Origin of the sequence: Pseudomonas protegens, from assembly GCF_003732485.1 — a bacterium.
GTDB lineage: Bacteria > Pseudomonadota > Gammaproteobacteria > Pseudomonadales > Pseudomonadaceae > Aquipseudomonas > Aquipseudomonas protegens_B.
Genome location: NZ_MOAK01000086.1, coordinates 483,392 through 500,428 on the forward strand (window position 1 = coordinate 483,392; position 17,037 = coordinate 500,428).

Annotated in this window: 17 protein-coding genes; 14 read left to right on the plus strand and 3 right to left on the minus strand. The window is 59.2% G+C overall.

Going from position 1 to position 17,037, the window contains the following annotated elements; all coding sequences use genetic code 11:
• The 6 genes from tilS to ispD form a co-directional block, all read left to right on the plus strand.
• Positions 1-814, plus strand: an 814-nt coding sequence (tilS, locus tag BLX41_RS36605) for a tRNA lysidine(34) synthetase TilS (protein ID WP_259745334.1), incomplete at its 5' end; no start/stop codon positions are given.
• Between the two features lie 274 nt (positions 815-1,088).
• Positions 1,089-2,720: a CTP synthase gene (locus BLX41_RS29150; protein WP_123727663.1), complete on the plus strand. Its 1,632-nt coding sequence runs from the start codon at positions 1,089-1,091 to the stop codon at positions 2,718-2,720.
• A gap of 5 nt (positions 2,721-2,725) precedes the next feature.
• Positions 2,726-3,571, plus strand: a complete 846-nt coding sequence (gene kdsA / locus BLX41_RS29155) for a 3-deoxy-8-phosphooctulonate synthase (RefSeq protein WP_011059542.1) — start codon at positions 2,726-2,728, stop codon at positions 3,569-3,571.
• A 155-nt stretch (positions 3,572-3,726) separates the two neighbouring features.
• A complete protein-coding gene (gene eno, locus BLX41_RS29160) occupies positions 3,727-5,016 on the plus strand; it encodes a phosphopyruvate hydratase (protein WP_123727664.1) in 1,290 nt (429 codons plus the stop codon).
• A gap of 172 nt (positions 5,017-5,188) precedes the next feature.
• Positions 5,189-5,467: a cell division protein FtsB gene (ftsB, locus tag BLX41_RS29165; protein WP_011059544.1), complete on the plus strand. Its 279-nt coding sequence runs from the start codon at positions 5,189-5,191 to the stop codon at positions 5,465-5,467.
• The gene (ispD, locus tag BLX41_RS29170) at positions 5,464-6,171 is read left to right on the plus strand and encodes a 2-C-methyl-D-erythritol 4-phosphate cytidylyltransferase (RefSeq protein WP_123727665.1); all 708 of its coding nucleotides are present in this window, start codon (positions 5,464-5,466) and stop codon (positions 6,169-6,171) included. Before ftsB ends, ispD begins: the two co-directional genes overlap by 4 nt.
• Before the next feature lie 95 nt (positions 6,172-6,266).
• Here the strand turns inward: ispD and BLX41_RS29175 are convergent, their stop codons facing one another.
• Positions 6,267-7,166: a LysR substrate-binding domain-containing protein gene (locus BLX41_RS29175; protein ID WP_123727666.1), complete on the minus strand. Its 900-nt coding sequence runs from the start codon at positions 7,164-7,166 to the stop codon at positions 6,267-6,269.
• 104 nt (positions 7,167-7,270) lie between these two features.
• On the opposite strand from BLX41_RS29175, the gene BLX41_RS29180 reads away from it, so the two are divergent.
• From BLX41_RS29180 to rpoS, 8 genes are all read left to right on the plus strand, one after another.
• Complete coding sequence (locus BLX41_RS29180) at positions 7,271-8,383, plus strand: S-(hydroxymethyl)glutathione dehydrogenase/class III alcohol dehydrogenase (protein ID WP_123727667.1); 1,113 nt, start codon at positions 7,271-7,273, stop codon at positions 8,381-8,383.
• Positions 8,384-8,466: 83 nt separating this feature from the next.
• Positions 8,467-9,318, plus strand: coding sequence for an S-formylglutathione hydrolase (gene fghA / locus BLX41_RS29185; RefSeq protein ID WP_185073859.1), 852 nt, complete (start codon positions 8,467-8,469; stop codon positions 9,316-9,318).
• Positions 9,319-9,370: 52 nt separating this feature from the next.
• Entirely contained in the window at positions 9,371-9,844 is a 474-nt protein-coding gene (gene ispF, locus BLX41_RS29190) for a 2-C-methyl-D-erythritol 2,4-cyclodiphosphate synthase (RefSeq protein ID WP_123727669.1), read from the plus strand.
• A complete protein-coding gene (truD, locus tag BLX41_RS29195; RefSeq protein WP_123727670.1) occupies positions 9,841-10,899 on the plus strand; it encodes a tRNA pseudouridine(13) synthase TruD in 1,059 nt (352 codons plus the stop codon). The genes ispF and truD overlap by 4 nt, the downstream gene beginning before the upstream one ends.
• Complete coding sequence (gene surE, locus BLX41_RS29200) at positions 10,887-11,636, plus strand: 5'/3'-nucleotidase SurE (protein WP_123727671.1); 750 nt, start codon at positions 10,887-10,889, stop codon at positions 11,634-11,636. Before truD ends, surE begins: the two co-directional genes overlap by 13 nt.
• Positions 11,637-11,677: 41 nt before the next feature.
• Positions 11,678-12,313, plus strand: a complete 636-nt coding sequence (locus BLX41_RS29205; RefSeq protein ID WP_185073847.1) for a protein-L-isoaspartate(D-aspartate) O-methyltransferase — start codon at positions 11,678-11,680, stop codon at positions 12,311-12,313.
• A gap of 210 nt (positions 12,314-12,523) precedes the next feature.
• Positions 12,524-13,396 carry a peptidoglycan DD-metalloendopeptidase family protein gene (locus BLX41_RS29210; RefSeq protein WP_123727673.1) on the plus strand — a complete coding sequence of 291 codons (873 nt, stop codon included), beginning with the start codon at positions 12,524-12,526 and terminating at the stop codon, positions 13,394-13,396.
• 106 nt (positions 13,397-13,502) lie between these two features.
• Positions 13,503-14,510 (plus strand): RNA polymerase sigma factor RpoS, encoded by a 1,008-nt coding sequence (rpoS, locus tag BLX41_RS29215; RefSeq protein ID WP_016964675.1) that lies wholly within the window; start codon positions 13,503-13,505, stop codon positions 14,508-14,510.
• Between the two features lie 517 nt (positions 14,511-15,027).
• Here rpoS and fdxA read toward each other — a convergent pair.
• Positions 15,028-15,351 carry a ferredoxin FdxA gene (gene fdxA / locus BLX41_RS29220; protein WP_007908827.1) on the minus strand — a complete coding sequence of 108 codons (324 nt, stop codon included), beginning with the start codon at positions 15,349-15,351 and terminating at the stop codon, positions 15,028-15,030.
• Between the two features lie 142 nt (positions 15,352-15,493).
• On the minus strand, positions 15,494-17,037 hold a 1,544-nt coding region (gene mutS / locus BLX41_RS36610; RefSeq protein ID WP_259745341.1), incomplete at its 5' end, for a DNA mismatch repair protein MutS.

Consider the following 17,037-nt stretch of genomic DNA (forward strand, 5'->3'; position numbering starts at 1 on the left):
TGAACGTTACGCCACTGAGCATTGCCTGCGCTGGGTCCAGGACCCTTCAAATGCCGATCATCAGTATTCGCGCAATTATCTGCGGCATCAGGTGATGCCGTCGCTGCTTGCTCGCTGGCCTCAGGCCGCGACCAGCATGAGTCGCAGCGCCGCCCACCTGAGAGAGGCGCAGGGGCTGCTCGATGAGTTGGCGATGATGGATCTGGCGACAGCCGAGGGGGAAAGCGACTTTCCCTGGCTGGACTTGCCGTCACTGGTCCTTGCTCCTCTGCAGCAGTTGTCCCCGGCCCGGCAGCGCAATGCCTTGAGCCACTGGCTGAGCAAACTTGGCCGTTTGCCGGATACCGATCATTGGACCGGCTGGGAAAACCTGCGGGATGCCGGCGCCGAGGCGCGCCCGCAATGGCGCCTGGCCGATGGCGAAGTGCATCGCGCGGGGGGGCGGATCTGGTGGCTGTCCGGCGCCTGGCTGCAGCAGGTGAAGAGTGGGATCGAATGGCCGGATCCGGGGAACCCGTTGCAGTTGCCGAACAATGGCCAGGTGTTTTTCGTCGGGCCTGCGCCCCAGGGGCCGTTGCGCATCCGTTACCGGCAGGGTGGGGAAATCATGCTGGTGGCGGGACGCGGTCATCGTGATCTGAAGCGTCTGCTCAACGAAGCCGGACTGCCGAGCTTCGTCCGTGGCAGATTGCCGCTGCTGTACCAGGATGAGCGGCTGCTGGCGCTGGCAAACCTGCCGGGGCCCGGCGCAAAGCCCCAGGCAGGTTGGCAATTGCATTGGCGACCACTGACCAGCGATCAAGGTTTGAGCTGAAAGGGGCTTTCCGGTAGACTACGCTCCCTTCTTGATACAACTTCTGTGGATTCGCCTGAATTGCAGGAGTTGCCGATTACCAAGCAGTCTTTGCTGGGCGATTCCAAAAAATGTGTAGCGAGCAACCTACCGGTGTTTTTGCATCCGGTCTGTCACCACGCGGCGGTTTTTTTGAAAGGTGCACTGTGATTAATGCAGGTGATCGGGGGCTTCGGCCTTCCTTCGCTTTCCCCGGCGGCACTGACCGCTTTAACGCAGACTTCTAGGGTTTTTCATGACGCGCTACATATTCGTCACGGGCGGTGTTGTTTCTTCATTGGGGAAAGGCATTGCCTCGGCTTCATTGGCGGCCATCCTGGAGGCGCGGGGGCTTAAGGTCACCATGCTCAAGCTGGACCCGTACATCAACGTCGACCCGGGCACCATGAGCCCGTTCCAGCACGGTGAAGTGTTCGTCACTCACGACGGCGCCGAGACCGACCTGGACCTGGGCCACTACGAGCGGTTCATCCGCACGACCATGACCCAGAACAACAACTTCACCACCGGCCGCGTGTACGAGCACGTGCTGCGCAAGGAGCGCCGTGGTGATTACCTGGGCGCCACCATCCAGGTGATTCCGCACATCACCGACGAGATCAAGCGTCGCATCATCAAGGGTGCCGGCGATGCCGACGTGGCCCTGGTGGAAATCGGCGGTACCGTGGGCGACATCGAGTCGCAACCGTTCCTCGAAGCCATCCGCCAACTGCGTGTGGAAGTCGGCTCCAAGCGCGCGATGCTGATGCACCTGACCCTGGTTCCGTACATCGCCACCGCTGGCGAAACCAAGACCAAGCCGACCCAGCACTCGGTAAAAGAGCTGCGCTCCATCGGTCTGCAGCCGGACGTGCTGATCTGCCGCTCCGACCATCCGGTGGATGTGTCCTCGCGTCGCAAGATCGCCTTGTTCACCAACGTTGAAGAGCGTGCGGTGATCTCCCTGGAAGACGTCGACACCATCTACAAGATCCCGGCTGTACTGCACGCCCAGGGTCTGGACGATTTCGTCGTCGAGCGTTTCGGCCTGCAATGCAACGGCGCCGACCTGTCCGAGTGGGAAAAAGTGGTGGACGCCAAGCTCAACCCTGAGCACGAAGTCACCATCGCCATGGTCGGCAAGTACATGGAACTGCTGGACGCCTACAAGTCGCTGATCGAAGCGATGAGCCACGCCGGCATCACCAACCGTACCAAGGTCAACCTGCGCTACATCGATTCCGAAGACATCGAGAACCAGGGCACCGCGCTGCTGGAAGGCGTCGACGCGATTCTGGTTCCTGGCGGTTTCGGCCTGCGGGGCGTGGAAGGCAAGATCACCGCAGTGCAATACGCTCGCGAGAACAAGGTGCCATACCTGGGTATCTGCCTGGGCATGCAAGTGGCGGTCATCGAGTTCGCCCGTAACGTCATGGGCTGGAAAGACGCCAACTCCACCGAGTTCGATCGTACCAGCGGTCATCCAGTGGTCGGCCTGATCACTGAGTGGGAAGACGCCACTGGCGCTGTTGAAGTGCGTACCGAAGCTTCCGACCTGGGCGGCACCATGCGCCTGGGCGCTCAGGACTGCCTCCTGGAGCCGGGCTCCAAGGTCCACGACTGCTACGCCAAGGACGTGATCATCGAACGTCACCGTCACCGTTATGAAGTGAACAACAAGCTGCTGCCGCAGCTGATCGAAGCGGGCCTGAAAATCTCCGGTCGCTCGGGCGACGGCGCGCTGGTTGAAGTGGTCGAAGCTGCGGATCATCCATGGTTCGTCGCTTGCCAGTTCCACCCGGAGTTCACCTCGACGCCACGTGACGGTCACCCACTGTTCAGCGGTTTCGTCAAAGCAGCATTGGCTCAACACCAGAAGAAGGCTTGAACCTGATGGCGCAGAAGATCATCCGCGTAGGCAACATCGAGATCGCCAACGACAAGCCGATGGTGCTGTTCGGCGGCATGAACGTGCTGGAAAGCCGCGACATGGCGATGCAGGTCTGTGAAGAGTACGTACGGGTTACCGAGAAGCTCGGTATTCCCTACGTGTTCAAGGCCAGCTTCGACAAGGCCAACCGTTCGTCGGTGACTTCTTACCGTGGCCCCGGCCTGGAAGAGGGCATGCGGATTTTCGAAGACGTGAAGCAGGCCTTCGGCGTGCCGATCATCACCGATGTCCACGAGCCGGCCCAGGCCGCGGTGGTCGCCGAAGTCTGCGACATCATCCAACTGCCGGCGTTTCTCTCGCGGCAGACCGACCTGGTGGTGGCCATGGCCAAGACCGGCGCGGTGATCAATATCAAGAAGGCCCAGTTCCTCGCGCCTCAGGAAATGAAACACATCCTGAGCAAGTGCGAAGAGGCGGGTAATGATCAGTTGATCCTTTGCGAGCGCGGCTCCAGCTTCGGCTACAACAACCTGGTGGTGGACATGCTCGGCTTCGGCATCATGAAGCAGTTCGAATACCCGGTGTTCTTCGACGTGACCCATGCCCTGCAGATGCCGGGTGGTCGCGCCGACTCTGCCGGCGGTCGCCGGGCCCAGGTCACCGACCTGGCCAAGGCTGGCATGAGCCAGTCCCTGGCCGGGCTGTTCCTGGAAGCCCATCCGGATCCGGACAACGCCAAATGCGATGGTCCTTGCGCCCTGCGCCTGGACAAGCTCGAGCCGTTCCTGGCTCAGCTCAAGGCTCTGGACGAGCTGGTCAAGAGTTTTCCGACGGTAGAAACCGCGTAAACCTGATTTCTCCGGTAAAGTACCGCACGATTATTGCTCAGGCCCCCGGGCCTGAGCCTTATCGTCTGCAAGACTGCCCGCTTTCCCCGCCTTGCCGACGGTAAAAGATTCCCTACAGCTGCGTCGTTTTCGTCAACTTTGGAGTGTTTACAACAATGGCAAAAATCGTCGACATCAAAGGTCGTGAAGTTCTCGATTCCCGTGGCAACCCCACCGTCGAAGCGGACGTGCTTCTCGACAACGGCATCATCGGCAGTGCTTGCGCGCCGTCCGGTGCTTCCACCGGCTCGCGTGAAGCGCTGGAGCTGCGTGATGGCGACAAGAGCCGTTACCTGGGCAAGGGCGTGCTCAAGGCGGTAGCCAACATCAACGGTCCGATCCGCGACCTGTTGCTGGGTAAAGACCCGATCGATCAGAAAGCGCTGGATCAGGCGATGATCAAGCTGGACGGTACCGAGAACAAGGCCACCCTGGGCGCCAACGCGATCCTCGCCGTGTCCCTGGCTGCAGCCAAGGCCGCCGCCCAGGACCAGGACCTGCCGCTGTACGCTCACATCGCCAACCTCAACGGCACCCCAGGCGTCTACTCGATGCCGGTTCCGATGATGAACATCATCAACGGTGGCGAGCACGCTGATAACAACGTCGACATCCAGGAGTTCATGGTGCAGCCGGTCGGCGCCAAGTCCTTCTCGGAAGGTCTGCGCATGGGCACCGAGATTTTCCATCACCTCAAAGCCGTGCTGAAGGCCCGTGGCCTGAACACCGCTGTGGGCGATGAAGGTGGTTTTGCACCCAACCTGGCTTCCAACGAAGACGCGCTGAAAGTGATCTCCGAAGCTGTAGCCAACGCCGGTTACACCCTGGGCACTGACGTGACCCTGGCTCTGGACTGCGCCGCCAGCGAGTTCTACGAAGACGGCAAGTACAACCTGTCCGGCGAAGGTCAGGTGTTCACCGCCGAAGGTTTCGCCGAGTACCTCAAAGGCCTGACTCAGCGCTACCCGATCATCTCCATCGAAGATGGTCTGGACGAGTCCGACTGGGCAGGCTGGAAAATCCTCACCGACAAGATCGGCGAAAAAGTGCAACTGGTGGGTGACGACCTGTTCGTGACCAACACCAAGATCCTGAAAGAAGGCATCGACAAGAAGATCGCCAACTCGATCCTGATCAAGTTCAACCAGATCGGCACCCTGACCGAAACCCTGGAAGCCATCCAGATGGCCAAGGCTGCTGGTTACACCGCCGTGATCTCCCACCGTTCCGGTGAAACCGAAGATTCGACCATCGCCGACCTGGCTGTGGGCACCTCGGCTGGCCAGATCAAGACCGGCTCCCTGTGCCGTTCCGACCGCGTATCCAAGTACAACCAATTGCTGCGTATCGAAGAGCAATTGAACGGCAAGGCCAAGTACAACGGTCGCAGCGAGTTTCGCGGCTAAGCCGTAGATGGTAAAAAGACACCGGATTGTGTCGGGAAAATCGCTACAGCGAGTTTTTTGCCACTAATCTGATGCCTTAAGAGCACAAGCCTGGGTCTTCCAGGCTTCGTGCTATCAGTAGGTCCGAAGTTGTTGGCATGGCTGTCTTTTTTCACTGGATACCCGATATTCGATGCGCAGTCCCAATTGGTTGTTCCTGGTCTTGCTCTTGCTGCTGGCTGGCTTGCAGTACCGCCTGTGGGTGGGGAATGGCAGCTTGGCCCAGGTAGCTGACCTGACTCAGCAGATTGCCGACCAGCACGCTGAAAACGAGCGTTTGCTGGAGCGAAATCGCGTACTCGATGCGGAAGTCATGGAGTTGAAGAAGGGCATGGAGACCGTTGAAGAACGGGCTCGCCATGAATTGGGCATGGTCAAGGAGGGTGAAACCCTCTACCAGTTGGCCCAATGAGCGATAGATTGCCGGCCTTCTGGGCCGTGATTCCTGCCGCGGGCGTCGGTGCCCGTATGGCCGCGGACCGTCCCAAGCAATACTTGCAATTGGGCGGACGCACTATTCTCGAACACAGCCTCGGCTGTTTCCTCGACCATCCTGGCCTCAAGGGGCTGGTGGTCAGCCTGGCGCTTGACGATCCTTACTGGCCAACCCTGGCCTGTGCCCATGACCCGCGGATTCAGCGGGTCGAAGGCGGCGCCGAGCGTTCCGGGTCGGTACTCAATGCCTTGCTTCATCTGCATGCTCAGGGCGCGGCCGATGAGGATTGGGTTCTGGTTCACGATGCCGCACGACCGAACCTGTCCCGCGATGACTTGGACAGGCTGCTGAGCGAGTTGGCGGACGATCCTGTAGGCGGCCTGCTGGCGGTGCCGGCTCGTGACACCCTGAAGCGGATCGATAAGCACGGACGGGTGTTGGAAACCGTGGACCGCAGTCTGATCTGGCAGGCCTACACGCCGCAGATGTTCCGCCTTGGCGCCTTGCATCGCGCGCTGGCCGACAGCCTGGTAGCGGATGTAGCCATCACCGATGAAGCATCGGCAATGGAATGGGCCGGGCAGGCGCCACGCCTGATCGAAGGGCGCTCCGACAATCTCAAGGTCACTCGTCCCGAGGATCTGGAGTGGCTGCGTCAGCGCTGGTCCAACCGCCGCTAAGCGCTGACTTGCGCTGAACTTTGTAGCGCTCGCAGTCTGCAATCGCCTCCGCAGGAGGCGCCGTTCCTGAGGCCCTGAAGTTCTGCTGGCGGCGGCTACAGGTTACGGTACTCCGGGCGCTGAGCCAGACCCTGTTTGAGATAATCCACCAGCTTGCGCACCTTGGGAGAAAGATGCCGCTGCTGCGGGTACAGCGCCCAGACCGCAGTGTTGGGTGGTTGATGGGCTTCCAGCAGGGAAATCAGCGTGCCGTTCTGCAGATGCTCCAGCACGTAGTAATCCGGCAACTGGCACAACCCCACCCCTTGCAACGCCGCATCCAGCACCGCCTGCCCGCTGTTGCAGCGCCAGTTGCCTTGTACCCGTTGCGAAAATTCGCGCCCATCCAGTTCCAGCTGCCAGATATCGGAGCTGCCAATCAGGCAGTTGTGCCGGCTCAATTCCGAAAGGCTGTGGGGGCGCCCATAGCGTTCCAGATAGGAGGGGGAGGCGCATAGGTACATGCGGCGCGGGGCCAGGCGAGTGGCGACCAGGCGCGAGTCCTGCAGGCGCCCGAGGCGAATCGCCAGGTCCAGCCCTTCATGCACCAGGTCCAGGGGGCGGTTGCTCAATTCAATGTCCACCCGCAATTGTGGGTAAAGACTCATGAAACGAGTCACCAGCGGCACGATAAAACGCTCGCCATAGGCTACAGCGCAGGTCATGCGCAACATGCCCTTGGGCTCGCTGGTCAGGTCGCCTACGGCGCGCAGGGCTTCTTCGCGGCCGTCCTGCAGGCGTTGGCAATGCTGGAGAAAGGTCTGTCCGGCCTCGGTCAGGGTCACCCGTCGGGTACTGCGATACAGCAGGCGAGTCTGCAGACGCTCCTCGAGCCGTGCCACCTGACGGCTGATATGGGATGAAGAAACCCCGAGGCGCTCGGCAGCGGCGGTGAACTGGCTGCATTCGGCTACCGCGACAAATTCGTCGATGCCTTCCCAACGGTTTTCATTCATTGATTATCCCTGTGCAGCAATAATGTTTTGCTTTTGCCTGGATTATTCATCGCATCGCGCTGTTTTACACTCACTGCCTCGTTTTTATTCGCTGGAGAGTCAGGATGATCAAGTCGCGTGCTGCCGTAGCCTTCGAGGCCAAGAAGCCCCTGGAAATCGTCGAAGTGGATGTCGCCATGCCCAAGTCTGGCGAGGTACTGCTGCGGGTAGTCGCTTCCGGAGTCTGCCACACCGACGCCTACACCCTGTCCGGTGCTGACCCGGAAGGTATCTTCCCGGCGATCCTCGGCCACGAAGGCGGTGCCGTGGTGGAGGCGGTGGGTGAGGGCGTGACCTCGGTGGCTGTGGGCGATCATGTGATCCCGCTGTACACCCCGGAATGCGGCAAGTGCAAATTCTGCCTGTCGGGCAAGACCAACCTCTGTCAGGCCATTCGTGCAACCCAGGGCAAGGGCCTGATGCCTGATGGCACCACGCGCTTCTCCTACAAAGGCCAGCCCATTTTCCACTACATGGGCACCTCGACGTTCTCCGAGTACACCGTGCTGCCGGAAATCTCCGTGGCCAAGATTCCCAAGGAGGCGCCGCTGGAAAAGGTCTGCCTGCTGGGTTGCGGCGTGACCACCGGGATCGGTGCGGTGATCAACACCGCCAAGGTCAAGGCCGGTGATACCGTAGCCATCTTCGGCCTGGGCGGCATTGGCCTGTCGGCGGTCATCGGTGCGGTCAAGGCCAAGGCCGGGCGCATCATCGCCATCGATATCAACCCGGCCAAGTTCGAGATCGCCAAGCAATTGGGCGCCACCGACTGCGTCAATCCGAAGGATTTCGACCGTCCGATCCAGGAGGTCATCGTCGACATGACTGACGGCGGCGTGGATTTCTCTTTTGAGTGCATCGGCAACGTACAGTTGATGCGCGCCGCGCTGGAGTGCTGCCACAAAGGCTGGGGCGAATCGGTGATCATCGGTGTGGCCGGTGCCGGCCAGGAAATTTCGACCCGCCCTTTCCAACTGGTGACCGGCCGCGTCTGGCGCGGTTCGGCATTCGGTGGCGTGCGTGGCCGCAGCGAGCTGCCAAGCTACGTGGAAATGTCCCAGACCGGCGAGATCCCCCTGGATACCTTCATTACCCACACCATGGGTCTGGAAGACATCAACAAGGCATTCGACCTGATGCACGAAGGCAAAAGCATTCGTTCCGTCATTCATTTCTAAGAGCAGCGGCAAGCCGTGAGTGGCAAGCGGCAAACGGGAAACACCGGTTTGCCGCTTGAGGCTTGCGGCTTGTGGCTGGGGAGATTGCCATGAGTCTGGAAAACCTTTCCTGCCAGAAGAGCTTCGGCGGCTGGCACAAGCGGTACAAGCATCATTCTCAGGTGCTGGGCTGCGACATGGTGTTCGCCGTGTACCTGCCGCCACAGGCCGAGCTGGGCGGCAAGCTGCCGGTGCTGTACTGGCTGTCCGGCCTGACCTGCACCGACGAGAACTTCATGCACAAGGCCGGCGCCCAGCGCATGGCTGCGGAACTCGGGCTGATTATCGTCGCTCCCGACACCAGTCCTCGTGGTGCCGGCGTCCCTGGCGATCCGGAAGGCGCCTGGGACTTCGGCCTGGGAGCGGGCTTCTACCTGAACGCCACCCAGGAGCCCTGGGCTCAGCACTACCGCATGCATGACTATGTGGTGGACGAGTTGCCGGCGTTGGTGGAAGCACACTTTCCTGCGTCGCAAAAACGCGGTATCAGCGGGCACTCCATGGGCGGGCACGGGGCATTGGTCTGTGCACTGCGTAATCCGGGTCGTTATCAGTCGGTGTCGGCTTTCGCTCCCATCAGTAATCCCATGGATTGTCCTTGGGGGCAGAAAGCCTTTTCCCGATATCTGGGAGAGGAGCGCTCTCGATGGCGCGAATGGGACGCGAGCGTGCTGCTTGCAGGCGCCGGGGAGAAGTTGGCGTTGCTGGTGGACCAGGGGGATCGAGATGACTTCCTTGCGACCCAACTCAAGCCCGAAGTGCTACAGCAGGCAGCAAAGAATGCCGGTCATGAACTGACGTTACGTTTGCAGCCGGGCTACGACCATAGCTACTTCTTCATCGCCAGCTTCATAGATGACCACTTGCAGCACCATGCACGTGCTCTTAACGCCTAATACCTGCCAAAGCAGGTAGAATCACGCCCTGACTTTTTCGGGGCGTTTTTTTATGCGTATTGGCCACGGCTACGATGTGCACCGTTTCGCTGAAGGCGACTTCATCACTTTGGGTGGTGTGCGTATCGCCCATCATTCTGGGTTGCTCGCCCATTCTGACGGTGACGTGTTGTTGCATGCACTCAGTGATGCCCTGCTGGGCGCCGCGGCGCTAGGGGATATCGGCAAGCATTTTCCGGACACCGATCCGCAATTCAAAGGTGCCGACAGCCGTGTTCTGCTGCGTCACGTTGTCGCGTTGATCCATGCCAAGGGCTGGAGGATCGGCAACGTCGACAATACCATCGTCGCCCAGGCACCGAAGATGGCGCCTCATATCGAAACCATGCGGGCCTTGATCGCCGAGGACCTGCAAGTCGAACTGGATCAAGTGAACGTGAAGGCAACTACCACCGAAAAGCTCGGCTTCGTTGGCCGCGAGGAAGGTATTGCGGTGCATTCCGTGGCCTTGTTGCTCCGCCCATGAATGAACTACAACTGTTGGGCCCGCGGGCCTATGGCGAGGCCTTGGGCAGCGCCGTACTCAAAGCCACTGCCGAAGACTTTCAAGTCGATGAGGTGCTGGATATCCCGCTGAGCGGTGAAGGCGAGCACCTGTGGCTGTGGGTGGAAAAGCGTGGCTTGAACACCGAGGAGGCGGCACGTCGGATCGCCAAGGCGGCCGGTGTGCCTTTGCGCACGGTCAGCTACGCAGGGCTCAAGGATCGACAGGCGCTGACTCGTCAGTGGTTTAGTGTGCAGTTGCCCGGTAAGGCCGATCCGGAGCTTGGCGCTGCGGAAAACCACACGCTGAAAATCCTCAAGGCCACTCGCCACAAGCGCAAATTGCAGCGTGGTGCCCATGCGGCCAATGGTTTCACCCTGCGTTTGACAGAGCTCAAGGCGGATCAGGCTGCTATCGATGAGCGTTTGAAGCTGATTGCCCAGCAGGGGATTCCCAACTACTTCGGAGCCCAGCGTTTCGGTCATGGCGGCGGCAATCTGGTGGATGCCCGTGACTGGGCAGCCCGTCAGGCACTGCCCGAGCAGCGCAATGTGCGTTCGCGGCTGTTGTCCACGGCCCGCAGCTACCTGTTCAATCAGGTGCTGGCGGTGCGAGTGGCGGACGGCAGTTGGCAGCAGGCTCAAGTGGGTGATCTGCTGGCGTTTACCGACAGTCGCAGCTTTTTCATGGCCGGACAGGCCGAATGCTCGGACCCGCGTCTGGCGATTCTCGACCTGCATCCCACAGGCCCTTTGTGGGGCGAGGGCGAATCTCCGGCGGGTGGTGCGACCCATGATCGCGAGCAAGAGCTCGCAGGCGCTGAGTCGGCATTGTGCGATTGGTTGATAAAAGCCGGTATGAGCCACGAACGACGCATCCTGCGGCTGCCCATTGGCGGTTTGACGTGGCATTATCCCGAGCCTGATATTCTGCAACTGGAATTCGTCCTCCCGGCCGGATGTTTCGCCACCGCCTTGGTGCGTGAACTCGTCGATCTGGTGCCGGTGGGGCAGACGGACAGCTCATGCGCATTCTGATTTCTAACGATGATGGGGTTACTGCACCCGGTATCGCCGCGTTGCACGCTGCGCTGGCGGATTACGCCGAGTGTGTGGTCATTGCACCGGAACAGGACAAAAGCGGCGCCAGCAGCTCGCTGACGCTCGACCGTCCGTTGCATCCGCATACCCTTGGCAACGGCTTTATCAGCATCAACGGTACACCGACCGACTGTGTTCACCTGGGGCTCAACGCCCTGCTGGAGCATGAGCCGGACATGGTGGTGTCGGGTATCAACCTGGGGGCCAACCTGGGCGATGACGTGCTGTATTCCGGAACAGTGGCTGCCGCACTGGAAGGGCGTTTTCTGCAACGCCCGGCGATGGCCTTTTCGCTGGCTTCGCGGCAGGTGGAAAACCTCGCGACCGCCGCTTATTTTGCGCGCAAGCTGGTACAAGCCCAAGGCTTGCTGGATTTACCACCACGGACGGTGTTGAACGTGAATATTCCCAACCTGCCGCTTGATCATATTCGTGGCATCCAATTGACCCGCCTGGGCCATCGTGCTCGCGCCGCGGCACCGGTAAAGGTCGTCGATCCCCGTGGCAAGTCGGGTTACTGGATCGCCGCCGCAGGGGATGCCGAAGATGGCGGTCCGGGTACTGACTTTCATGCGGTTATGCAAGGTTATGTGTCGATCACACCGTTGCAGCTGGATCGCACCTTCAATGACGCGTTCAGGAGTCTGGATGGCTGGTTGGAGGGGCTGCGCTGATGGCCCGTGAGCAAGACGATTTGCTGCGACGGGGAATCGGCATGACTTCCCAGCGTACCCGCGAGCGCCTGATCCAACGGCTTTATGATGAAGGTCTGTCCAATCCACAGGTGTTGGAAGTCATTCGTCGCACACCACGGCATCTGTTCGTTGATGAAGCGCTGGCTCACCGTGCCTATGAAGACACGGCGCTGCCCATCGGCCATAACCAGACCATCTCCCAGCCTTATATGGTGGCTCGCATGAGCGAGTTGCTGCTGGCGGCAGGTCCGCTGGACAAAGTGCTGGAGATCGGTACCGGCTCCGGCTACCAGACAGCGGTGCTGTCGCAATTGGTAGAGCGGGTGTTTTCGGTGGAGCGGATCAAGGTCCTGCAGGATCGGGCCAAGGAGCGCCTGCAGGAGCTGAACCTGCGTAATGTGGTGTTCCGCTGGGGCGATGGTTGGGAGGGCTGGCCAGCATTGGCGCCTTACAACGGCATCATCGTCACCGCCGTGGCTACCGATATTCCTCAGGCACTGCTTGATCAACTGGCGCCTGGTGGGCGCCTGGTGATTCCTGTGGGATCCGGAGAAGTGCAGCAGTTGATGCTGATCATTCGTGAAGAACATGGCTTTGCCCGACATGTCCTGGGTGCGGTGCGGTTTGTACCTTTGCTCAATGGGCCATTGGCCTGAGCATTTATCGACCCTGGGTGAATTCTGTCCGCTGGGCTGTGTCTTAGTGCCGTATTGGTCGTCAATGAGTGGGGGGCGATCAATGGCAACTTCTTGCGACTGTGTGTTGCGCTTTGCCAGCAGTAAAGCGCCGGCCTCCAGTTATACTTGCGTCATTTCATGCCTGATCCAGGCAATTAATATCGTCTACCACCATAAAGGGAGCGGCGGGTGAGTCTCACAGTCATTGCGCAGCGTATGGGTATATCAAGCTTTCAGCGACTGATGATTGGCCTTGTCTTGAGTTCCTTGTTGGTCGGTTGCTCCAGCACCAAGTCCAGCAGTGTGGGTGTGGTTGAACGCAGTAATAGCGCAGCGCCTCAGCGTCCTACCGTGACCACGGGACAATATGTCGTACGTCGTGGGGATACGCTGTTTTCCATCGCGTTTCGCTACGGCTGGGATTACAAGGCGCTGGCAGCTCGTAACAATATTGCCGAGCCCTATACCATTCATCCTGGGCAAACCATTCGCTTTGATGGTCGCACGGGTGCTGCGCCGACAACTGTGGTCACCAGCACTCAGTCCGGTGCTTCGTCCTCCAGCAAGACCACAGTTATTCGTCGTCCGGCAGGGGCTGTCATTGCCCCGGCAACTGGCACTGCAACCGGTGCTGCAACGCCTCCTGCGAGCAAGCCGGCGCCCGCTCCGGTTACGCCTGCGGGACCTGCTCCGACGGGCTGGGGCTGGCCTTCCAACGGTGTTTTGATTGGAAAATTTTCTTCAAACGGTAGTTTGAATAAAGGCATTGATATCGCCGGAGATTTGGGACAGCCTGTTTTAGCTGCGTCTGATGGGACGGTGGTTTACGCCGGGAGTGGCTTAAGGGGCTACGGCGAATTAGTCATCATCAAACACAACGAAACCTACGTCAGTGCTTACGGCCACAACCGCAAGCTATTGGTTCGGGAGGGACAGCAGGTCAAAGTCGGACAGACAATTGCCGAGATGGGATCAACTGGTACAGACCGGGTGAAACTGCACTTTGAGATTCGCCGACAAGGTAAACCTGTAGATCCGCTGCAATTCCTGCCACGTCGTTGATCCGTTACCAGCCTGTTCCGCTCACGTAGAGGGAACAGGCTCCAGCGTTGCCAGGGATATAGGCGCCGCTTGAGCCTGAGGTCGAACTCACCAAAGGACTATAACAATGGCTCTCAGTAAAGAAGTGCCGGAGTTTGACATCGACGATGAAGTTCTCCTTATGGAGAGCAGTATCGATATGGATTCGATGTCGAATAATGAGGGGGCAACTCCACCTTCCGTTCGCGCCAAATCCAAAAGCTCCGCTTCACTCAAGCAACACAAGTACATTGATTACACGCGTGCGCTCGACGCGACGCAGTTGTACCTCAATGAAATCGGCTTTTCTCCATTACTCTCTCCCGAAGAGGAAGTGCACTTTGCGCGTTTGTCGCAGAGTGGCGACCCAGCCGGGCGCAAGCGCATGATTGAAAGCAACTTGCGATTGGTGGTGAAAATCGCCCGGCGCTATGTCAATCGGGGGTTGTCGCTGCTGGACCTGATCGAAGAGGGCAACCTCGGCCTGATCCGGGCAGTGGAGAAGTTCGACCCGGAACGCGGCTTCCGCTTTTCGACCTACGCCACCTGGTGGATTCGCCAGACCATCGAACGGGCAATCATGAATCAGACCCGGACCATCCGGTTGCCGATTCATGTGGTCAAAGAGCTCAACGTCTACTTGCGCGCCGCCCGTGAGTTGACGCAAAAACTCGATCATGAACCCTCTCCCGAAGAAATCGCCAACCTGCTGGAGAAGCCGGTGGCTGAAGTCAAGCGCATGCTCGGTCTGAATGAGCGGGTTTCTTCGGTTGATGTCTCGCTGGGACCGGATTCGGATAAAACCCTGCTGGACACCTTGACTGACGATCGTCCGACGGATCCTTGTGAACTGTTGCAGGACGATGATCTGTCGCAAAGCATCGATCAATGGCTTTCCGAGCTGACCGAAAAGCAGCGTGAAGTGGTGGTTCGCCGCTTTGGCCTGCGAGGTCACGAGAGCAGCACTCTTGAGGATGTCGGTCTGGAGATTGGTCTGACCCGTGAGCGGGTTCGACAAATCCAGGTTGAAGGCCTCAAGCGCCTGCGGGAGATCCTTGAAAAGAATGGATTGTCCAGTGAGTCGTTGTTTCAGTAACGTCTGGAACTGATTCATAAGAGCCCCGATCCATTCGGGGCTTTTTATTGCGTGATTGTTTTGACTCTGAGTTCTCGGATTCCGGGCAGGTTTGGGATTACTCTTAACTTGCGTGTAAGCAATAGATTACGTTTTCGTAAGTGTTCGGTTCTCGGTTGCTTCAGACTTGCCTAAAATGCGATAGGCTATTTTTTATATTATTGATTTTTAAGGTATTTTTTAATTTTCCTGTTTATGTTCGACAAGGTTTCCCTGGAATAGTGCGATTGCTCTTGGCTGGGAACTCTCTAATATCAGCCCTGTGTCGACGGATAGACACAACCATCAAGGACGATGGTCAGGACATCGCAGGAAGCGATTCATCAGGACGATGAAAAGGAACATAGGGACTAGGGAAAAATGTGGGCGGGTCATACCGCCCCTTTTTTTTGCCTGTCAAAAAGTCCCGAGTACAAGAACCCCGTTCCCAGAAATGCAAAAAGGCCCGCAAGGGGCCTTTTCAGGAACGCGGGGGCAATCAGCGTTCGAGGTCTTTGATCTTGCCTTTGACGCCATCCCACTCTTCGGCATCGGGCAACGATTCTTTCTTTTCAGTGATATTCGGCCAGATCTCTGCCAGCTCGACGTTCAACTGAATGAACTCCTGCATCTCTTCCGGGACTTCATCCTCGGAGAAAATGGCTACAGCCGGGCATTCAGGCTCGCACAGCGCGCAGTCAATGCACTCATCCGGGTGAATCACCAGGAAGTTCGGCCCTTCGTAAAAGCAGTCCACCGGACAGACTTCTACGCAGTCGGTGTACTTGCACTTGATGCAGTTGTCGGTGACGACGAAGGTCATTTCTAATTCTCTCCTCAGGCGGCGGCAGCGGAGCCCCTACATGACGGGGTCGCCAGGTTTGGGAGCGATAGTCTGCGAACCAGGCTAATAGTCCGCAGCATCCCAAACCGCGCGAGATTCTAACAGCTTGAAGGCGTTCGCGTTAGATGCGTGTCTTCAATGTATAGAGCATTTCCAGTGCCCGGCGTGGTGTCAGGTCATCCAGATCCAGTTTGGCCAGTTCATCGAGGACTGGGTGCGGCAGGCTGGCAAACATGTCGCTTTGCTGGGGAACCGAGGTTTTACCCGGCGCTGGAGGCGCCACTTCATGGGGCAAGCTGGTGGTTTCCAGACGGCTCAAGTGCTCCCTGGCGCGGGTGATGACAGCACTGGGAACCCCCGCCAGCTGGGCTACCGCCAGGCCATAGCTCTGGCTGGCAGGGCCGGGCAATACATGGTGCAGGAAGACGATGCGCTCGTTGTGCTCAGTGGCGTTGAGGTGCACGTTAGCCACCAGCGGCTCGTTTTCCGGCAATACGGTCAGTTCAAAATAGTGGGTGGCGAACAGGGTATAGGCCCGCAGGTGGGCGAGACGTTCTGCCGCAGCCCAGGCCAGGGAAAGCCCGTCAAAAGTACTGGTGCCACGGCCCACTTCGTCCATCAGCACCAGGCTGCGTTCAGTGGCGTTGTGCAGGATGTTCGCGGTTTCACTCATTTCCACCATGAAGGTCGAGCGACCACCGGCCAGGTCGTCGCTGGAGCCGATCCGGGTAAAGATCCGATCCACCAGGGACAGCTCGCAGCTCGCCGCCGGGACAAAACTGCCGATATGGGCCAGCAGCACGATCAACGCAGTCTGGCGCATATAGGTGGATTTACCGCCCATGTTCGGACCGGTGATCACCAACATCCGAGTGTTGTCGTCCAGATTCAGGTCGTTGGCCACAAAAGGCGTGGTCAACACTTGCTCCACCACCGGGTGACGGCCCTGGGTGATGCGCATGCAAGGTTCGCTGACAAAACGCGGGCAATTGAGGTCCAGGTTCAGCGCACGCTCGGCCAGGTTGCTCAGCACATCCAGCTCGGCCAGGGCCCCGGCAGTGTCCTGCAACGGCGGCAGGTGGCTGATCAGGGTTTCCAGCAGGGCGTCGTAGAGCATCTTCTCGCGCGCCAGGGCACGGCTCTTGGCCGATAGCGCCTTGTCTTCAAACTCCTTGAGTTCTGGAGTGATGAAGCGCTCGGCGCCCTTCAGGGTCTGGCGACGAATGTAGTCCGCCGGGGCCTGTTCGGCCTGTTTGCTCGGCAGCTCGATGAAGTAACCGTGGATACGGTTGTAGCCGACCTTGAGGTTGGCCAGACCGGTACGGGCTTTTTCCCGGGCTTCCAGGTCGATCAGGAACTGCCCGGCGTTCTCGCTCAAGGATTGCAGTTCGTCGAGCTCAGCGTCGTAGCCGGTCTTGAGCACGCCGCCGTCGCGGATCACCGCCGGCGGGTTGTCGATGATCGCCTTGGCCAGCAGGGCGGCCAGCTCCGGGTAGGTGCTGGTGGTGACCGCCAGTTGCTTGAGGTGGTCCGCCTCCAGCTCAGTCATGGCTTCTTGCAGCTCCGGCAGAGCGGCCAGGGCATCACGCAGGCGCGCCAGGTCCCGCGGGCGGGCATTGCGCAAGCCGATTCGCGCGAGAATCCGTTCGATATCGCCGATTTCTT

Coding starts and splice junctions, on each gene's coding strand:
- BLX41_RS29150 (WP_123727663.1), top strand. CDS start 1,089: ATGACGCGCTACATATTCGTCACGGGCGGTGTTGTTTCTTCATTGGGG.
- kdsA (WP_011059542.1), top strand. CDS start 2,726: ATGGCGCAGAAGATCATCCGCGTAGGCAACATCGAGATCGCCAACGAC.
- eno (WP_123727664.1), top strand. CDS start 3,727: ATGGCAAAAATCGTCGACATCAAAGGTCGTGAAGTTCTCGATTCCCGT.
- ftsB (WP_011059544.1), top strand. CDS start 5,189: ATGCGCAGTCCCAATTGGTTGTTCCTGGTCTTGCTCTTGCTGCTGGCT.
- ispD (WP_123727665.1), top strand. CDS start 5,464: ATGAGCGATAGATTGCCGGCCTTCTGGGCCGTGATTCCTGCCGCGGGC.
- BLX41_RS29175 (WP_123727666.1), bottom strand. CDS start 7,166: ATGAATGAAAACCGTTGGGAAGGCATCGACGAATTTGTCGCGGTAGCC.
- BLX41_RS29180 (WP_123727667.1), top strand. CDS start 7,271: ATGATCAAGTCGCGTGCTGCCGTAGCCTTCGAGGCCAAGAAGCCCCTG.
- ispF (WP_123727669.1), top strand. CDS start 9,371: ATGCGTATTGGCCACGGCTACGATGTGCACCGTTTCGCTGAAGGCGAC.
- truD (WP_123727670.1), top strand. CDS start 9,841: ATGAATGAACTACAACTGTTGGGCCCGCGGGCCTATGGCGAGGCCTTG.
- surE (WP_123727671.1), top strand. CDS start 10,887: ATGCGCATTCTGATTTCTAACGATGATGGGGTTACTGCACCCGGTATC.
- BLX41_RS29205 (WP_185073847.1), top strand. CDS start 11,678: ATGACTTCCCAGCGTACCCGCGAGCGCCTGATCCAACGGCTTTATGAT.
- rpoS (WP_016964675.1), top strand. CDS start 13,503: ATGGCTCTCAGTAAAGAAGTGCCGGAGTTTGACATCGACGATGAAGTT.
- fdxA (WP_007908827.1), bottom strand. CDS start 15,351: ATGACCTTCGTCGTCACCGACAACTGCATCAAGTGCAAGTACACCGAC.